Here is a 16084-nt window from a genome sequence, read left to right as displayed (position 1 = left end):
CGAAGGATTCGAACGAACATCATGGCAGACAACATGATCCGCTGGGAGCAGGACGCCGACGGCATCGTCCTCCTGACGATGGACGACCCCACCAGCTCCGCGAACACGATGAACGACCTGTACCGCGAGTCGATGGCGGCCACCATCGATCGCCTGGAGGCCGAGAAGGACTCCATCACGGGCGTTGTGCTCACCTCCGCCAAGAAGACCTTCTTCGCCGGCGGCAACCTCGGCCTGATCCGCAAGGCCACCAAGGCCGATGCGCAGGCCCTCTCGGACAACGTCGAGTCGATGAAGGCCGCGCTGCGCCGCCTCGAGACCCTCGGCAAGCCCGTGGTCTCCGCGATCAACGGCGCCGCGCTCGGCGGCGGCCTGGAGATCGCGCTGGCCACCCACCACCGCATCGCGGCGGATGTGCGCGGCTCGCAGATCGGCCTCCCCGAGGTCACGCTCGGCCTGCTGCCCGGCGGCGGCGGCGTGACCCGCACCGTGCGGCTGCTGGGCCTGCAGGGTGCGCTCATGGGCGTGCTGCTGCAGGGCCCGCGACTCAAGCCGGCCAAGGCCAAGGAGGTGGGCCTGGTCCACGAGGTCGTGGGCACGGTCGAGGAGCTCATCCCCGCCGCCAAGGCGTGGATCAAGGCCAACCCCGAGGGCGGCGTGCAGCCGTGGGACGTCAAGGGCTACAAGATCCCCGGCGGTTCGCCGAACTCGCCGGCGATCGCCGCGAACCTGCCCGCCTTCCCCGCGAACCTGCGCAAGCAGCTCAAGGGCGCCCCGATGCCCGCGCCCCGCGCCATCATGGCCGCGGCCGTGGAGGGCGCGCTGGTGGACTTCGACACCGCCAGCGTGATCGAGGGCCGCTACTTCACCTCGCTGGCCACCGGCCAGGTCTCGAAGAACATGATCAAGGCCTTCTTCTTCGATCTGCAGCACATCAACGGCGGCGGCTCGCGGCCCGACGGCTACCCGAAGTACCAGGCCAAGAAGGTCGGCGTGATCGGCGCCGGCATGATGGGCGCGGCCATCGCCTACGTCTCCGCCAAGGCCGGCATCGAGGTGGTCCTCAAGGACATCGACATCGAGGCCGCGAAGAAGGGCAAGGCGTACTCGGAGAAGCTCGAGGAGAAGGCGCTCGCCAAGGGCCGCACCACCGCCGAGAAGTCGGCCGAGCTGCTGGCCCGGATCACGCCCACCGTGGACGCCGCCGATTTCGCGGGTGTCGACCTGGTGATCGAGGCCGCGTTCGAGTCGGTCGAGGTGAAGAACAAGGTGTTCCAGGAGATCGAGGACATCGTCGAGCCCGACGCCATCCTCGGCTCGAACACCTCGACGCTGCCGATCACCATCCTCGCCGAGGGCGTCAAGCGCTCCGAGGACTTCATCGGCATCCACTTCTTCTCCCCCGTGGACAAGATGCCGCTGGTCGAGATCATCAAGGGCGAGAAGACCTCCGACGCCGTGCTGGCGAAGGTGATCGACTACACCCTGCAGATCAAGAAGACCCCCATCGTGGTCAACGATTCGCGCGGCTTCTTCACCTCCCGCGTGATCGGCACCTTCGTCAACGAGGCGATCGCCGCCGTGGGCGAGGGCGTGAACCCAGTGCTGATCGAGCAGGCCGGCCAGCAGGCCGGTTACCCGGCGGCGCCGCTGCAGCTGATGGACGAGCTCACCCTGACGCTGCCGCAGAAGATCCGCAAGGAGACCCGCGCCGCGGCCGAGGCCGCCGGCAAGCCGCTGCCCCCGCACGGCAGCGACGCCGTGGTGGACGCGATGGTCGACAACGGCCGCACCGGCCGCAAGGACGGCGCGGGCTTCTACGACTACGTGGACGGCAAACGCGCCGGCCTGTGGCCCGGACTGAAGGATCTGTTCCCGGCGGGCAAGGACATTCCGCTGCAGGACATGATCGACCGGATGCTGTTCATCGAGTCGATCGAGACGGTGCGCTGCTTCGACGAGGGCGTGCTCGAATCGGTGGCCGACGCCAACATCGGTTCCATCTTCGGCATCGGCTTCCCCGCGTGGACCGGTGGCGTGATGCAGTTCATCAACGGCTACGAGGCTCCCGACGGCTCCATCGGCCCGAAGGCCTTCGTCGCGCGCGCGAACGATCTGGCCGCCAAGTACGGCGCCCAGTTCACCCCGCCCGCCTCGCTGGTCGCCAAGGCCGAGGCCGGCGAGACCTACGAGTAGACCCGCGCCGCACTGATTCACGGAAAGGGCCCGGCACCGTCATCTCGACGGTGCCGGGCCTCTCCCGTTTCGTTCCCGCGCGTCATGCAGAATCCGCACACCCCACGCCGAGACTGCATTCTGCGACGGATCCCCGGCCGGAAGCGTCCCGGAACGCAGTTTCGATGGAGTCGGGTGCGGGCTCGCTACGCCTTGTCGAAGCGGATGCCCGCAGGCTCACTGTTCAGCAATCCGACGACCAGCCCCGTGAAGCCGCCGAAGAACGGGATGAACACACAGAGCAACCACCAGCCCGAATTGTTGGAATCGTGCAAACGACGGACGGCCAGCGCGATCAACGGGACCACCGAGAGCAGGTATGCGAGGACCGCGACCCGCGCCAGGTTCTCGAACACGGTGTAAGCCCACCCGGCATTGCTCTCGACTGCGGCACCGAGAGCACCGAAGACGACGAACGCGACGAAGAGCAGGAACTGCGCGAGCACCGCCCACCAGAACTCACTCCGCGACGCGCGGCCGCTGTAGCGGAAGGTGTTCTTGACGAATCGCACCGTTGCTTCACCGAACGACGCACCGTAGAGCGGCTTCGCTAGATCGTCAGGATCGCGCGTGGGCGCGGGCGCGTACTCGTACTGCTGATATGTCATTGAATTCTCCCCCTGGCAATGAACGATGTGCGAAGGGAAAAATACCGGTAGCTCCAGTAACCAACAACGTGGGTTAGGTCACGGCGGCGACCGGCCGCGGACGCACGAAACCCCGCGACGAGCAGCCGTCGCGGGGTCGTGCGTACCCGAGGGGTGGGTACGGTCAGCGGGCGAATTCGGGGCGGCGCTTGCCGAGCATGGCGGCCACCCCCTCGCGGTAATCATCGGACTGGAGCAGATCCACCTGGACCGCGGTCTCACGATCCAGCGCGCCCTCGAGCTGCGCCAGGGTGGTGGCGTTGATGGCGCGCTTGGTCTGCGCGATGGCGTCCTTCGGACCGTGCGCGAGCTGCGCCGCGGCCGCGGCCACCGCACCGTCGAGCTCGGCGGCCGGGAGCACCGCGGTGACCATCCCCGTGGCCAGCGCCTCCGGGCCGTACACGCGGTTGCCCAGCAGGGCCATCCCCATCGCCCGGGTCCGGCCGATCACGCCCGGCACCAGTGCCGAGGTGCCGGCGTCGGGGATCAGGCCGATCCCCACGAAGGGCAGCAGGAAGTACGCGGTCTCGGCCATGAAGATCAGGTCCGAGGCGAGGGCGAGCCCCACGGCCATGCCCGCACACGGACCGTTCACCTTGGCGATCACCGGGATCGACGCCGCGGCGATGGCGCGGACGTAGGAGTTCACCGCGTCCATCGCCTCCTGCGGCGTGGCCGGCTCCCCCGCCAGATCGGCGCCGGTGCAGAAGGCCTTGCCCTCGCCCGTGATCACCACCACGCGGATGTCCGGATCGGCATCGGCGTCGTTGATGATCCCGGCCAGCTCGCGCGAGGCCCCCACCCCGAAGGCGTTCATCCGCTGCGGACGGTTGATCGTGACGGTGAGGACCCCGCCCTCGACGCTGCGGAGCAGATCCTCGCTCATGCCACCGTCTCCCGCGCCCCGACCATTCCCGCGAGCCGGCCGGTGATGATCTGCTGGGCCTCGGACACCATGCGATCGATCAGCTCGGCCACCGAGGGCACATCGCGGATGATGCCCTGGCACAGTCCCACGCTCCAGATGCCGGCCTCGACATCGCCGTCCTCGAAGACCTTGCGGCCCCGGGCCCCCGCCACCAGGTGCCGGATGTCCTCGAACTCACAGCCCTTCGCCTCGGTCTCGACCACCTCGACCGAGACGGAGTTCTTCGCGACGCGGGCGGTATTGCCCAGGGTCCGGAAGATGAGCTTGGTATCGAGCTCCGAGTTCGCCACGATCTGCTTCTTGACCTCGGCCGCGATCGGCGACTCCTCGGTGCACAGGAAGCGGCTACCCATGTTGATGCCGTCGGCACCGAGGGCGAGCGCGGCCACCATGCCGCGCGCATCGGCGATACCGCCCGAGGCCAGGATCGGGATCTCCAGCGCATCGGCCGCCGCGGGGATCAGCACGAGGCCGGGGATGTCGTCCTCACCCGGGTGCCCCGCGCACTCGAAGCCGTCGATCGACACCGCGTCCACACCGATCGCCTGCGCCTTGAGCGCGTGCCGCACGCTGGTGCACTTGTGAATCACCTTGACGCCGTTGTCCTTGAGGAAGGGCAGGAACTTGGCAGGGTTCGAGCCGGCGGTCTCGATGATGGTGATGCCCGACTCGACCGCAGCCCGCAGGTACTCCTCGTAGGGCGGCGGATCGATGGTGGGCAGCACGGTGAGGTTCACGCCGAAGGGCTTGCTCGTGAGGGTGCGCGCCCGCGCGATCTCCTGGCGCAGCGCGTCCGGGCTCGGCTGGGTGAGCGCGGTGATGATCCCCAGGCCCCCGGCCTCGGAGACGGAGGCCGCGAGTTCGGCGCGGCCGACCCACATCATCCCGCCCTGAACGATCGGATACTGCACACCGAAGGCCTCGGTGAATCGAGTCGAGAACATGGTCCGGAATGTAACACATCTGAGAGAACGCTCTCTAACTTTTGCGAGTTCTCCATTTCCTCGCCGCCCACCGGTGCGCGCGCTACCATGCGGGAGAACAGGAACTAACTTCCGTGGAGGACCGATCATGACCGCAGCTCCCGAGACCTCGACCGGAGAGCTCATCTCCACCAACCCCCGCACCGGCGCCGAAGTGGCCCGATTCCCCATCGCCGATGCCGCCGCGGTGAACGCCGCCGTCGCCACCGCGCACACCGCAGCACAGTGGTGGGGCGGCCTCGAACCGAAGGCCCGCCGCAGCTGGCTGCTGCGCTTCCGCGCCGAGCTCTCGCGCCGCGCGGAGGATCTCGCCGCGGTGATCGCCGCCGAGACCGGTAAGCCCGTCGACGATGCCCTCCTCGAGGTCATGCTCGCCGTGGTGCACCTCGATTGGGCCGCGAAGAACGCCGAGAAGGTGCTCGGCCGGCGCAGCGTCGGCACCGGCATGCTGGGTGCGAACCTGGCCGCCACCGTCGAATACCGCCCGTTCGGCGTGGTCGGCGTGATCGGCCCCTGGAACTACCCGGTGTACACCCCGATGGGCTCGATCTCGTATGCGCTGGCCGCCGGCAACGCCATCGTCTTCAAGCCCAGCGAGCTGACCCCCGCGGTGGGCCAGTTCCTGGCCGATACCTGGGCCGCCGCCTGCCCCGGACAGCCCGTGCTGCAGGCGATCCACGGCTCCGGCGAGACCGGCGCCGCCCTGTGCCGTTCCGCGGTCGACAAGCTGGCCTTCACCGGTTCGGCCGCCACCGCGCGCAAGGTGATGGCCACCTGTGCCGAGAACCTCACCCCCGTCACCATCGAGGGCGGCGGCAAGGACGCCTTCATCGTGGACTCCGATGCGAACATCGACAACGCGGTCGACGCCGCGGTCTTCGGCGCCTTCGGCAATGCGGGTCAGACCTGCGCCGGCGTCGAGCGGGTGTACGTGGTGGGCGACAAGTACGACGAGTTCGTGGACAAGCTCGCCGCCAAATCACGCGAGATCCACGGCGGCTCGGACGATTCCGCCGACTACGGCCCGGCCACCATGCACAAGCAGCTGAAGATCATCGCCAGCCACATCGACGACGCCCTCAACCGCGGCGGCCGCGCCCTCGTGGGTGGCCGGGAATCGGTGGGCGAGAACACCGCCCAGCCGGTGGTGCTGGTGGACGTGCCCGAGGACTCGACCGCGGTGACCGAGGAGACCTTCGGCCCCACCGTGGTGGTGAACCGCGTCAAGGACATCGACGAGGCGATCGACCGCGCCAACAACAGCACCTACGGGCTGTCCGCCGCGATCATGACCAAGGACCTGAACAAGGGCCGCGAACTGGCCCGCCGGCTGCGCACCGGCGCGGTGGCCGTCAACTCCTTCCTCTCCTTCGCCTCGGTGCCCGCCCTGCCCTTCGGCGGCATCGGCGATTCCGGCTTCGGCCGCATCCACGGCGCCGACGGCCTGCGCGAGTTCAGCCGCCCGCAGTCCGTGGCCGCGCAGAAGTTCGCGCTGCCGATGAACCTGCTGACCTTCAACCGCAAGGAGCGCGATATGAAGACCGTGCGGATGATGCTGGCCAAGGTCTACTCGCGGTGAGCCGGCGCAGCCACCTCGAGCGGATCGCCGCCCTCGACCCGGTGCGCGATCACCAGGAGATCCACCGGATCACCGCGATGTACGAGTTCCCCTGGGACTACGTGCGCGCGCTCGAGTTCGCGCTGTTCCGCACGTACTGCGTGCCCACCATCAGCGCCCTGCTGTCGAAGACCGGAGAATTCCGGGAGCGACCGCAGAAGCGCTACGACGACACCGCGATGCTCATGGCCGAGCTGATCGAGTACGGCTACGACGCGCCCCGCGGCAAGGCCTCGCTGCGCCGGGTGAACCAGATGCACCACCGCTACGACATCAGCAACGACGATCTGATGTACGTGCTCACCACGTTCATCTACGACCCGCTGGACTGGATCGACGCCTACGGCTACCGGCCGCTGCACCCGCACGAGAAGATCGCCGCCTTCGAGTTCTACCGCGAGGTGGGCAAGCGGATGGGCATCCGCGACATCCCCTCCGACTTCCACGAACTCCAGCAGTTCAAGGAGGACTACGAGCGGCGCACCTTCGTCTACACCGACACCAACGCCGAGATCGGCAGGTACACCGTGGATCTGCTGGCGTCCTGGTACCCGGTGCCCCGCGGGTTGGTCGCCACCGCGGTGGAGGCGCTGATCGACGGCCGGATGACGCAGGCCTTCGGCTTCCCGAAGCCCCGTCCCGGGCTGGGTCCCGTGCTGCGCAGCGCGCTGCGGCTGCGCGGCCGATTCGCCGGGGCCCTGCCGCAGCGCACCGTCTCCGCCTTCCAGACCACCGACGCGCGCTCGTACCCCGAGTTCGCCGGGCGGCGGGCCTCGATCGACCCGTCCACCCTCGGCACCTTCGCCTGACGGCGCCTAGAACGTGGTCGTGTTCGCGACGTCCACGCTGACGCCGTGCCCGTCCCGGGTGAAGACCGTCCGCTCGGGGCGGGCGGTAACCACCCAGCCGTAGGCGGAGTAGGCGCTCCCGTAGCGCAGGGTGGTGGCCGGCGCGGTGACCGCCATGTTGCCGTAGTACCAGCCGAGTTCGCCGCCGCGGTAGACGAATCCGGTAGCCGGCTCGCCGGTCTTCGCGCGGTAGCTGCGGCCGAACTCCTCGGACTGGCACTCCACCAGATCGGCGCGGATGTTGCAGGTGGTCTTGCCCGATGCGGTGAGCACCCGGCTCGCGCCGCCGGGACCGGGCGGCAGCGGCGTGGGCGCCACCGTGTCGTTCGCCGTGACCGGCACCGTCGGCGAGGTGCTCGGGTCCGCACCGCCCGGATCGCCGGACGGTGCCGTGGTCACGGTGACCGTGGGGCTCGCCGTGGTCCCGGTGCCGCCGCAGGCCGCGGTGAGCAACAGGGCCGCGACCAGTGCCGTCGTTGCCGTGAAACGCGTCGATCGGTGCATGCCCGGCCTCTCCTCGGTGTACGCACTGTGATCGCCCGCAGCGGCTGATGCGTTAGCAGCGGACCGGAACCGGACATCGCGGCCACGGGCGATAAGGTGGACGCCATGCCTCGTCCCACGATCCGCTTCGACCGGGTCGCGTGGACCGTGCTCGGCCTCACCGCTCTGGCCCTGGTCATCGGCTATCAGATCAAGGCCCAGTGCACGGGCGCGCCCTTCGACGAGTTCGGCCGGTCCATGGGCTTCGCCGATACCCCCACCCGGATCTGCTACTCCGACCTGCAGTACCTGTGGTCCGGTCGCGATGTGAACAACCACGTCTTCCCGTATCTCACCGGCTGGATCGATGCCGACGGCAAGCTGCAGGGCGGCGCGATCGAATACCCCGTGCTCAGCGGGCTGCTGTTCTGGGTGGGTGCGATCGGCGCCACCAACGACGCCGAGTTCCTGGCGCACATGGCGCTGCTGCTGGCCCCGTTCGGCCTGCTCACCGGCTGGATCCTCGCCAAGGTCTCGGGCCGCACCGCCGCGATCTGGGCGATCACGCCGCCGCTCGCGCTGTACGCCTTCCACAACATGGAACTGCCGGTGGTCGCGGCGGCCACCGCCGCCTTCGGCGTGATGGCCTGGGCCGACCGCAACGGCGGCTCGATCCGGCTCCCGGCCATGGCCGCGGCCGCGATCCTGGCCATCGGCTTCGACCTGAAGATCTACCCGGGCCTGTTCGTCGCGCCGCTCGTGCTCTACGTGCTCACCCACGGCCGGGGCGGCACCGTCGCCCTGCCCGACGGTCCCGGGCCGCGGGCCCGCGTGGACTGGCGGCTGCTGGACTGGGTGGGCGCGGCGGCCACCGCCGCCACCGCCGTGGTGGTCGCGGTGGCGATCAACGTGCCCTTCATGGTGTTCGGATACGAGGGCTGGCGGGCCTCACTGAAGTTCCAGGAGCTGCGCACGGCCGACCTGTCGACCAACTCGGTCTGGTACTGGGGCGTGCGCGAGATCTTCGGCGACCCCGCCGACTACGACGACTTCGTCTCCGGGGCGTCGCCACTGCTCATCGTCGCGGCGATCGTGGTGCTCCTGGTGGTGGGCTGGCTCCGGTACCGGCGGACCGGCGTGTACCCATGGCTGGGCGTGAGCGGCGCGATCCTGGCCGCGTTCATGCTCTTCCACAAGGTGCACTCGCCGCAGTACGTGCTGTGGCTGCTGCCCTTCTTCGTCCTGCTCAAGGTGGACTGGCGTGCGATCGCGGCCTACCTGGTGTTCGACCTGAGCCTGGAACTCACCGTGTGGAGCTACTTCTCCGAGCACGCGGCGAACCAGCCGATCACGTGGTGGGTTCAGTGGGGCGTGTGGATCGGCGTCTGGGGCCGGGCCGCGATGCTGCTGTTCTTCCTCTGGTACCTGCCCGGTCGACCGCTGCGGCTGCGTAGCGACTGCGGCAGCGAGTCCGGCGCACCGTCGAGCGGGCCGCCCGCGGGATCGTCCAGCGGCGGCGAGAACGGCCCCGGGAACGTGGACCGCACCAGATCCTCGTCCGGATTGTAGATCTGTCGGATCACCAAGGCGCACAACCCGATCACAGCGATATCTCGGAGCAGGACCGCTCCGGTGAAGGCCTGTTCGGGCAGACCCTTGTTCTGCATGCCCAGGAAGTACATCATCCGCGGCACCCACACCAGCGCATCGATCGTCATCCACGCCAGCAGGATCCGCGTGTGCGGGATCGCCAGCACGGCCAGCGGGATCAGCCACAGCGAGTACTGCGGGCTCCACACCTTGTTCACCAGAAGGAATCCCGCGACCAGCAGGAAGGCGAGCTGGGCCACCCGGGGACGGCGCGGCGCCTTCAGCGCGAGGTAGCCCACACCCACGATCACCAGCAGGAACAGCACCAGCGTGATCATGTTGGCGGTGGTGGAGGCGCCGCCGCGTGGGCCGGTGCCCCCGAACACCCAGCCCCCGGTGAAGGAGCTGATCACCGCGTAGATCGAATCCATATCGACGGCGCGGATCGAGTTGCGGTGGAAGAACTCCCACCACCCCTTCGGCCACAGCGCGAGCACCGGCAGGTTCACCGCCAGCCAGGCCGCGGCGGCGGACGCAGCGGCGGTGGCCCAGGGCCGCAGCGCGCCCGCACGCAGGCACAGGAACAGCAGCACCACCAGGAGGAAGGCCGGGTACAGCTTGGCCGCCGCGCCCAGGCCGAGGATCACGCCCGCCCACGCCGGACGGTTCCGCGCCCACAGCAGCATCCCCACGGCGGTGGCCGCCACGGCGATCGCGTCGAAGTTGGTGAAGGCGTGCACGATCACCAGCGGCGAGGCCGCCATCAGCATGACGTCCCAGGGCCGGCGGGCGGCCCCCGATAACAGGGTGGTGGCCCACACCGCGATCAGCCAGAACAGCGCCAGGCCCACTGCGGCCACGGTGAAGAACAGCACCACCTCGATGGCCGCCGGCACCCCCCACTGCTCGTGCAGGTAGGTCCACAGCTTGGCCACCCGCATCGACAGGTACTGGTACATGCCGGTGAGCACCGGGTACTCCATGTACCGCTCCTGCGGCTGTCCCAGCGGATCGGTGTCGAAGAACTGCGTCTTGTAGGGCATCAGGCCCTCGTTGAGCCGCTCCGCGGAGTACAGCGGCACGGTGTCCGAGTAGCACATCGACGCGTACGGTCGGTTCGCCGACCAGTCCAGCACCAGGTTGCCGTTGTCGTTCTTCTGTTGCAGGCAGCCCGCCTTCGTGGTCCAACCGAGCGCCAGAAAGAGCACCGCGACCAGCAGGATCAACCGCAGCGGCGTGAAGAACCGCTGGAATCCGATCAGCGCGTGCGCGCCGACCGGGCCGCCCAGCGCCGTCGAGAAGTCCCGCGCGACCGGGTTCGTGTAGCTCGGGATGTCACGGTCGGGTTCGGCCACCGTGGCCGGGTCGAACCGCCCCGGGCTCACGTGCAGCCGGTCGTCCTCGGTCTGATCCGTCGCGGGCTCCGACGTCACGGCACCGGGTTCGGGACCCTCGGCGGCACCGTCTGGCCCGGGTTGTTGTTAGGGCCCTGGCCCGGCACCGGGCGCCGCGGCGGCGTGGTCGGCTGCCCCGGGTAGGTGGGGTAGCCGGTCTGCGGAGTGGTGGTCGGATCCCACGGGAAGGTGGGCATCGGCACGCCCGGCAGGCCCGGGATGGTGCGCGAGGTCTCCGGACCGCTCGGATCGGCCGACGAGGACGCCGACGCCGAGGCCGGGCTGCTGCGCCGCGTCTCGACCGGCACACCGGCCTGTCCGCCGATCGCGCCCGGCGTCGGGAAGGTCTCGTAATCGGTACCCGACAGCGCGCCGTCCATCGTCTGCTTCCAGACGGTCGACGGAACGCCGGAACCGTAGATGCTGCCGCCCCACTGGTTCTTGATCGGGCCGCCCGCATCGTTGCCGACCCACACCGCGGTCGAGATCGACGGGGTGTAGCCCACCATCCAGGCGTCCTTGTTCTGGCCGGTGTCCTGGTACTGCGCGGTGCCGGTCTTGGCGGCGGAGGCGCGCCCGCCGGCGAGGCCGTTGCCGTTGGAGTACGAGGCGATCGGCTGCAGCGCGGCCGTGGTGTTGTTCGCGACGTCCTTGCTCATCCGGCGCTCACCGGGATCGCTCTGTCGGTCCAGCAGGGTGCGGCCGTCGGCGGTGGTCACCTTCGAGATCAGGTGCGGTGCGCGGTAGATGCCCTCGGCGGCCAGCGTGGCGTACGCGGACGCCATATCGATCGGCCGGCTCTGGTACTGGCCCAGCACCACGCCGCCCTCGACGCCGCTGCCGTCGTTCTGCTGCAGGGTCTTGGAGATGCCGCCGAAGCTCTCGGCGATGCCCGCCTTGTGCGCGGCGTCGGCCACGTCCTGGGCCTGGTTCCGCAGGTCCATCATCAGCCGGTAGTACACCGTGTTGAGCGACATCTTCATGGCCGTGGCCAGGTTGCAGGAGCCGCAGGACTCGCCCTCGGAGTTGGTCACCGTGACGCCGGTGGTCTTCAGCGGCGCCGAGGAGTACACCCGCGACAGCGGGATGCCCTGCTCCAGGCCCGCGACCAGCGCGAACACCTTGAACGACGATCCGGTCTGCAGGCCGGCCTGGACACGGTCGTAGCCGTTGCCGTCCTCGCCGCCGTAGTAGGCCATGACGCCGCCGGTCTTCGGGTCCACCGAGACGATGGCCGTGCGCAGGTCCTTCGGCTGGTTCTCGGCCATGTTCCGGGCCGCCTTGACCGCCGCGGCCTGGGCCGCCGGATCGATGGTGGTGGTGATCTTGAGGCCCTGGGTGTTCAGGGTCGACTCGTCGATCCCGGCGTCCTTGAGCTCGCGGAGCACCTGGGTGCGGATCAGCCCGTTCGGGCCGGCGGACAGCTCGTCGCCGCCCTGGTTCTTCGACTGCTGCGCCACGCGCGGGAACTTCAGGGCCTTGCGCTGCGCGGGGTCGAGGTTGTTCATCTCGACCATGCCGTCGAGCACCTGGTTCCAGCGGCCCGTGGCGTCCTCGAGGTTGGTGGCCGGGTCGTACATCGACGGTGCGCGGACCATCGCGGCGAGCAGCGCCGCCTGATCGACCTTGAGGTCCTTGGCGTCGACGTTGAAGAAAGTGCGCGAGGCCGACTGCAGGCCGTAGGCGCCGCGACCGAAGTAGATGGTGTTGAGGTACGCGGCCATGATGTCGTCCTTGGACCAGCTGCGCGACATCTTGGTGGAGATGATGAGCTCTTTCCACTTACGGGTCAGCGAGGATTCGTCGCCGACGACCGCGTTCTTCACGTACTGCTGCGTGATGGTGGAGCCACCGCCGGCGTCCTGTCCGTCGCTGGCGACGCCCGGGATGCGCAGCCACACGGCGCGCGCGAAGCCCTTGAGCGAGAACCCGGGGTTGGTCATGAAGTCGCGGTCCTCGATGGCCATGATCGCGTTCTTCATGACCTGCGGGATCTCTTCGGACGGGATGATGGTGCGGTTGCCCTCCGGCGGAACCACCCGTGCGATCGGGGTGTTGCCGTCCTTCATGACGATGGTGGCCACCTGGTTGGTCTCGATCTCGCCCGGCTGCGGCACATCGGCGCGCCAGTACCCGATGCCGAAGGCCACGACGGCCACCACGAGGATCGCAGCGACCGCGGTCACGCCGGCGGTCACCACCTTGCGAATCGTCGATCCACCCACGAGTCCGCGCAACCCCTTCCGGTCGGGTCCCTCCTCGCCGTTTCCGGCATCGTCTCCGCCGTCGGGCCCATCGGGACCCTTCGGGCCGTCGGGACCGTCCGGGCCGTCGGGACCCTTCGGTCCGTCACCGCCCGATCCGCCGCCGGTGGCGGGGACGGCGGGATCGATACCCCGGGAGACGACGGGCGGCTCCTCGGCCGGCGCCTCGGGTTCGGGTCGCGATGCACCGCCGCGATCGGCCTCGGCCGCGAGTTCCTGCTCGTCGACGGGGCGCCCGGAAAGCGGCTGGTAGGCCGACTTCGCGGGGCCGCCCGGCAGCGGGATGGGTTTGGGGGGTGCGGGCTTGGACGCCGCGGGCTCGGTCCGGGGAGCCTGCGCCGGGGTCGTGGGCTGCGGGCCCGAGGACTGCGGAGCCTGCGCCGGGGTCGTGGGCTGCGGGTCCGAGGACTGCGGAGCCTGCGACGGAGGCACAGGCTTCGAATCGGCGGGCTTCGAGTCCGCGGGCTTGGGGTCCGAGGGCTGGGGCGGCACGACCGGGAACTGCGCGGTCGGCGCGGCCTGCGGAGTGGGCGACTGCGTGGGCCGCGGACCGCTCGGCTGGGGCCGCTGCGGGCCGCCCTGCTGCGGGCCCTGCGGACCGTTCTGGGGCGCGGGGCTCTGCGGGGGCCGGTTCTGTCCGGCGGGCCCGGGGGCATCGCCCTCGGGGCGCGACGGTCGCCCGACCGCCCCGTTCCGCTCGTCGTTTCCGCCCGGGTTCGTCACCGCTTGCTCTCCGCTCCGTCTTTCGTCGTGATCGTTCTACTTCCCCCGTGCGCGCTCATCCGGGCGCCGCGCGGCGCTTGCGCTTGGGCCGCGGGGGCAGCCCGGCCACGTAGGACTCCACCAGATGATTCCAGTTGCACGACCGGCAGACCTCCACCACGTGCACCGAGAACTCCGGCCGCGACGATTCGAGCTCACCGAGCTCGGCGTCGCTACGGGCCGATCCGGAGGCCGGACCCAGCGAATCCCCGAACACCCAGGACACCAGCGTCAGCTGTTCCTTGCGGCAGATGGGGCACAGCACCTCCGACGGTCGGCCGTGGAACTTGGCCGCGCGCAACAGGTACGGATCGGCGTCGCACACCGACTTCACCGCAGTGCGCCCGGCGTTGACCGACGCGAGCAGCGATCGCCGCTGCAGCGCGTAGTCCACCGTTTGCCTCTGCGTTCGCACGGATCCAATGTACGTGCCCCGGCTGGGATACGCCTCGACAAGGGGATACCGCCCGCGGCGTGCCCTCACACCGCCGTGCCATTGCAATGCCCATCACACGCTGGGGTATCGTCCTATATATCGGCGCGATACAACAGCCGATCGCATTGAAGAGATAGATCCACTCGCGTCAGCCCCCTGCGGCCCGGCGCCGCGCAGGAAGGGAGGCGTCACATGCTCGAACTCGCAGTTCTCGGCCTGCTGCACGACTCCCCGATGCACGGCTACGAGATCCGCAAGCGGCTGACGGAACTGCTGGGCCCGTTCCGCGCCTTCTCCTACGGTTCGCTGTACCCCGCCCTGCGCCGCGCGCAGGACGCCGGGTACATCGTCGAAGAAGCCGCACCGGGCCCCCCTGCAGCTGCCCGCAAGCGCCGCGCGCGCCGTGTCTACCAGCTGACCCCCGCCGGTCAGGAGCGGTTCTCCGTCCTGGTCGCCGATACGGGTCCGCAGAACTACACGGACGACGGCTTCGGCGTGCATCTCGCCTTCTTCACCGCCACTCCCGCCCAGGCCCGGCTCCGCATCCTCGAAGGACGCCGCCGGCAGGTCGAGGAGCGGCGGGAGGAGCTCCGTCGGGCCCTCGCGGCCGGGGGTGCCAGCGAGACGTACACGCGGCAGTTGCACGAGCTGGGACTGGAGACGACGGAGCGTGAGGTGCGGTGGCTCAATGAGCTGATCGCCGCTGAATCGCGCTCCGACCAATTGGATCGGCCCGCTCGCTCCGCTCCCGGAGCCGACCGACTGACACCGAATGAAGGGAAGAACGGTGACTGACAATTCCACTAAGGTGCGCGTTGCGATCGTCGGCGTGGGCAACTGTGCCTCGTCGCTGGTGCAGGGCGTGCAGTACTACAAGGACGTGGCCGACGATGCGAAGGTCCCGGGCCTCATGCACGTCAAGTTCGGCCCGTACCACGTGCGCGACGTCGAGTTCGTCGCCGCGTTCGACGTGGACGGCAAGAAGGTCGGCTTCGACCTTTCCGATGCCATCAACGCCTCGGAGAACAACACCATCAAGATCGCCGACGTGCCGCCCACCGGCGTCACCGTGCAGCGCGGCCACACCCTCGACGGCCTGGGCAAGTACTACCGCCTGACCATCGAGGAGGCGCCGGGTGAGGGCGTCGACGTGGTGCAGGCGCTCAAGGACAACGAGGTAGACGTCCTCGTCTCCTACCTGCCCGTGGGCTCCGAGGAGGCCGACAAGTTCTACGCGCAGTGCGCCATCGACGCGGGCGTGGCCTTCGTCAACGCGCTGCCCGTGTTCATCGCCTCCGACCCGGAGTGGGCCGAGAAGTTCCGCGCGGCAGGCGTCCCGATCGTGGGCGACGACATCAAGAGCCAGGTGGGCGCCACCATCACCCACCGCGTGATGGCGAAGCTCTTCGAGGACCGCGGCGTCACGCTGGACCGCACGTACCAGCTCAACGTCGGCGGCAACATGGACTTCAAGAACATGCTCGAGCGCGACCGCCTCGAGTCGAAGAAGGTCTCCAAGACCCAGGCCGTCACCTCGAACCTCACCGGCCCGCTGTCGGGCAAGGTGCACGACAAGAACGTGCACATCGGCCCGTCGGACTACGTGGAGTGGCTCGACGACCGCAAGTGGGCGTACGTGCGCCTCGAGGGCCGCGCCTTCGGCGATGTGCCGCTGAACCTGGAGTACAAGCTCGAGGTGTGGGACTCCCCCAACTCGGCCGGCATCATCATCGACGCCGTGCGCGCCGCGAAGATCGCCAAGGACCGCGGTATCGGCGGCCCCGTGATCCCCGCCTCGGCGTACCTGATGAAGTCGCCGCCCGAGCAGATCGCCGACGATGTCGCGCGCAAGCAGCTCGAGGAGTTCATCATCGGCGCGGACTAGTCCCCGCGTTC

At 69.2% G+C, this 16084-nt stretch carries 12 protein-coding genes and 1 pseudogene; 6 read left to right on the top strand and 7 right to left on the bottom strand.

Going from position 1 to position 16084, the window contains the following annotated elements:
* Positions 1-21: 21 nt before the first annotated feature.
* On the top strand, positions 22-2196 hold the full coding sequence (locus TTY48_RS09345; protein ID WP_220657234.1) for a 3-hydroxyacyl-CoA dehydrogenase NAD-binding domain-containing protein: 2175 nt from the start codon (positions 22-24) through the stop codon (positions 2194-2196).
* A 185-nt stretch (positions 2197-2381) separates the two neighbouring features.
* On the opposite strand, the gene TTY48_RS09340 is transcribed toward TTY48_RS09345, so the two are convergent.
* The 3 genes from TTY48_RS09340 to TTY48_RS09330 all read right to left on the bottom strand — a co-directional run bounded on the left by TTY48_RS09340 (position 2382) and on the right by TTY48_RS09330 (position 4754).
* The gene (locus TTY48_RS09340) at positions 2382-2843 is read right to left on the bottom strand and encodes a DUF805 domain-containing protein (protein ID WP_220657233.1); all 462 of its coding nucleotides are present in this window, start codon (positions 2841-2843) and stop codon (positions 2382-2384) included.
* Positions 2844-3006: 163 nt separating this feature from the next.
* The gene (locus TTY48_RS09335) at positions 3007-3768 is read right to left on the bottom strand and encodes an enoyl-CoA hydratase-related protein (protein ID WP_220657232.1); all 762 of its coding nucleotides are present in this window, start codon (positions 3766-3768) and stop codon (positions 3007-3009) included.
* Positions 3765-4754: a nitronate monooxygenase family protein gene (locus TTY48_RS09330; RefSeq protein ID WP_220657231.1), complete on the bottom strand. Its 990-nt coding sequence runs from the start codon at positions 4752-4754 to the stop codon at positions 3765-3767. The genes TTY48_RS09335 and TTY48_RS09330 overlap by 4 nt, the downstream gene beginning before the upstream one ends.
* Positions 4755-4881: 127 nt before the next feature.
* Here TTY48_RS09330 and TTY48_RS09325 point away from each other — a divergent pair, with 127 nt between their 5' ends.
* Positions 4882-6372, top strand: coding sequence for an aldehyde dehydrogenase family protein (locus TTY48_RS09325; RefSeq protein WP_220657230.1), 1491 nt, complete (start codon positions 4882-4884; stop codon positions 6370-6372).
* Positions 6369-7220, top strand: coding sequence for an oxygenase MpaB family protein (locus TTY48_RS09320; RefSeq protein ID WP_220657229.1), 852 nt, complete (start codon positions 6369-6371; stop codon positions 7218-7220). The genes TTY48_RS09325 and TTY48_RS09320 overlap by 4 nt, the downstream gene beginning before the upstream one ends.
* 6 nt (positions 7221-7226) lie before the next feature.
* Here the strand turns inward: TTY48_RS09320 and TTY48_RS09315 are convergent, their stop codons facing one another.
* The gene (locus TTY48_RS09315; RefSeq protein WP_220657228.1) at positions 7227-7763 is read right to left on the bottom strand and encodes a hypothetical protein; all 537 of its coding nucleotides are present in this window, start codon (positions 7761-7763) and stop codon (positions 7227-7229) included.
* A gap of 105 nt (positions 7764-7868) precedes the next feature.
* Here TTY48_RS09315 and TTY48_RS21480 point away from each other — a divergent pair.
* A pseudogene (locus TTY48_RS21480) lies at positions 7869-8945 on the top strand (hypothetical protein); the annotation flags it as partial.
* A gap of 158 nt (positions 8946-9103) precedes the next feature.
* On the opposite strand, the gene TTY48_RS09310 reads toward TTY48_RS21480, so the two are convergent.
* Genes TTY48_RS09310 through TTY48_RS09300 form a run of 3 tightly spaced genes read right to left on the bottom strand, consistent with a single transcriptional unit; the run spans position 9104 to position 14167 of the window.
* Entirely contained in the window at positions 9104-10723 is a 1620-nt protein-coding gene (locus TTY48_RS09310; RefSeq protein WP_374758705.1) for a glycosyltransferase family 87 protein, read from the bottom strand.
* 38 nt (positions 10724-10761) lie between these two features.
* Positions 10762-13713 carry a transglycosylase domain-containing protein gene (locus TTY48_RS09305; RefSeq protein WP_220657226.1) on the bottom strand — a complete coding sequence of 984 codons (2952 nt, stop codon included), beginning with the start codon at positions 13711-13713 and terminating at the stop codon, positions 10762-10764.
* A 55-nt stretch (positions 13714-13768) separates the two neighbouring features.
* A complete protein-coding gene (locus tag TTY48_RS09300) occupies positions 13769-14167 on the bottom strand; it encodes a DUF5318 domain-containing protein (protein ID WP_220657225.1) in 399 nt (132 codons plus the stop codon).
* 213 nt (positions 14168-14380) lie between these two features.
* On the opposite strand from TTY48_RS09300, the gene TTY48_RS09295 reads away from it, so the two are divergent.
* Complete coding sequence (locus TTY48_RS09295; RefSeq protein ID WP_220657224.1) at positions 14381-14983, top strand: PadR family transcriptional regulator; 603 nt, start codon at positions 14381-14383, stop codon at positions 14981-14983.
* On the top strand, positions 14961-16073 hold the full coding sequence (locus TTY48_RS09290) for an inositol-3-phosphate synthase (RefSeq protein WP_220657223.1): 1113 nt from the start codon (positions 14961-14963) through the stop codon (positions 16071-16073). Before TTY48_RS09295 ends, TTY48_RS09290 begins: the two co-directional genes overlap by 23 nt.
* The last annotated feature ends 11 nt before the right edge of the window (positions 16074-16084 follow it).

The sequence above is a fragment of the Tsukamurella sp. TY48 genome, assembly GCF_019656655.1.
Classification (GTDB): Bacteria; Actinomycetota; Actinomycetes; order Mycobacteriales; family Mycobacteriaceae; genus Tsukamurella; species Tsukamurella strandjordii.
This window is presented reverse-complemented; position numbering and strand designations above follow the sequence as displayed.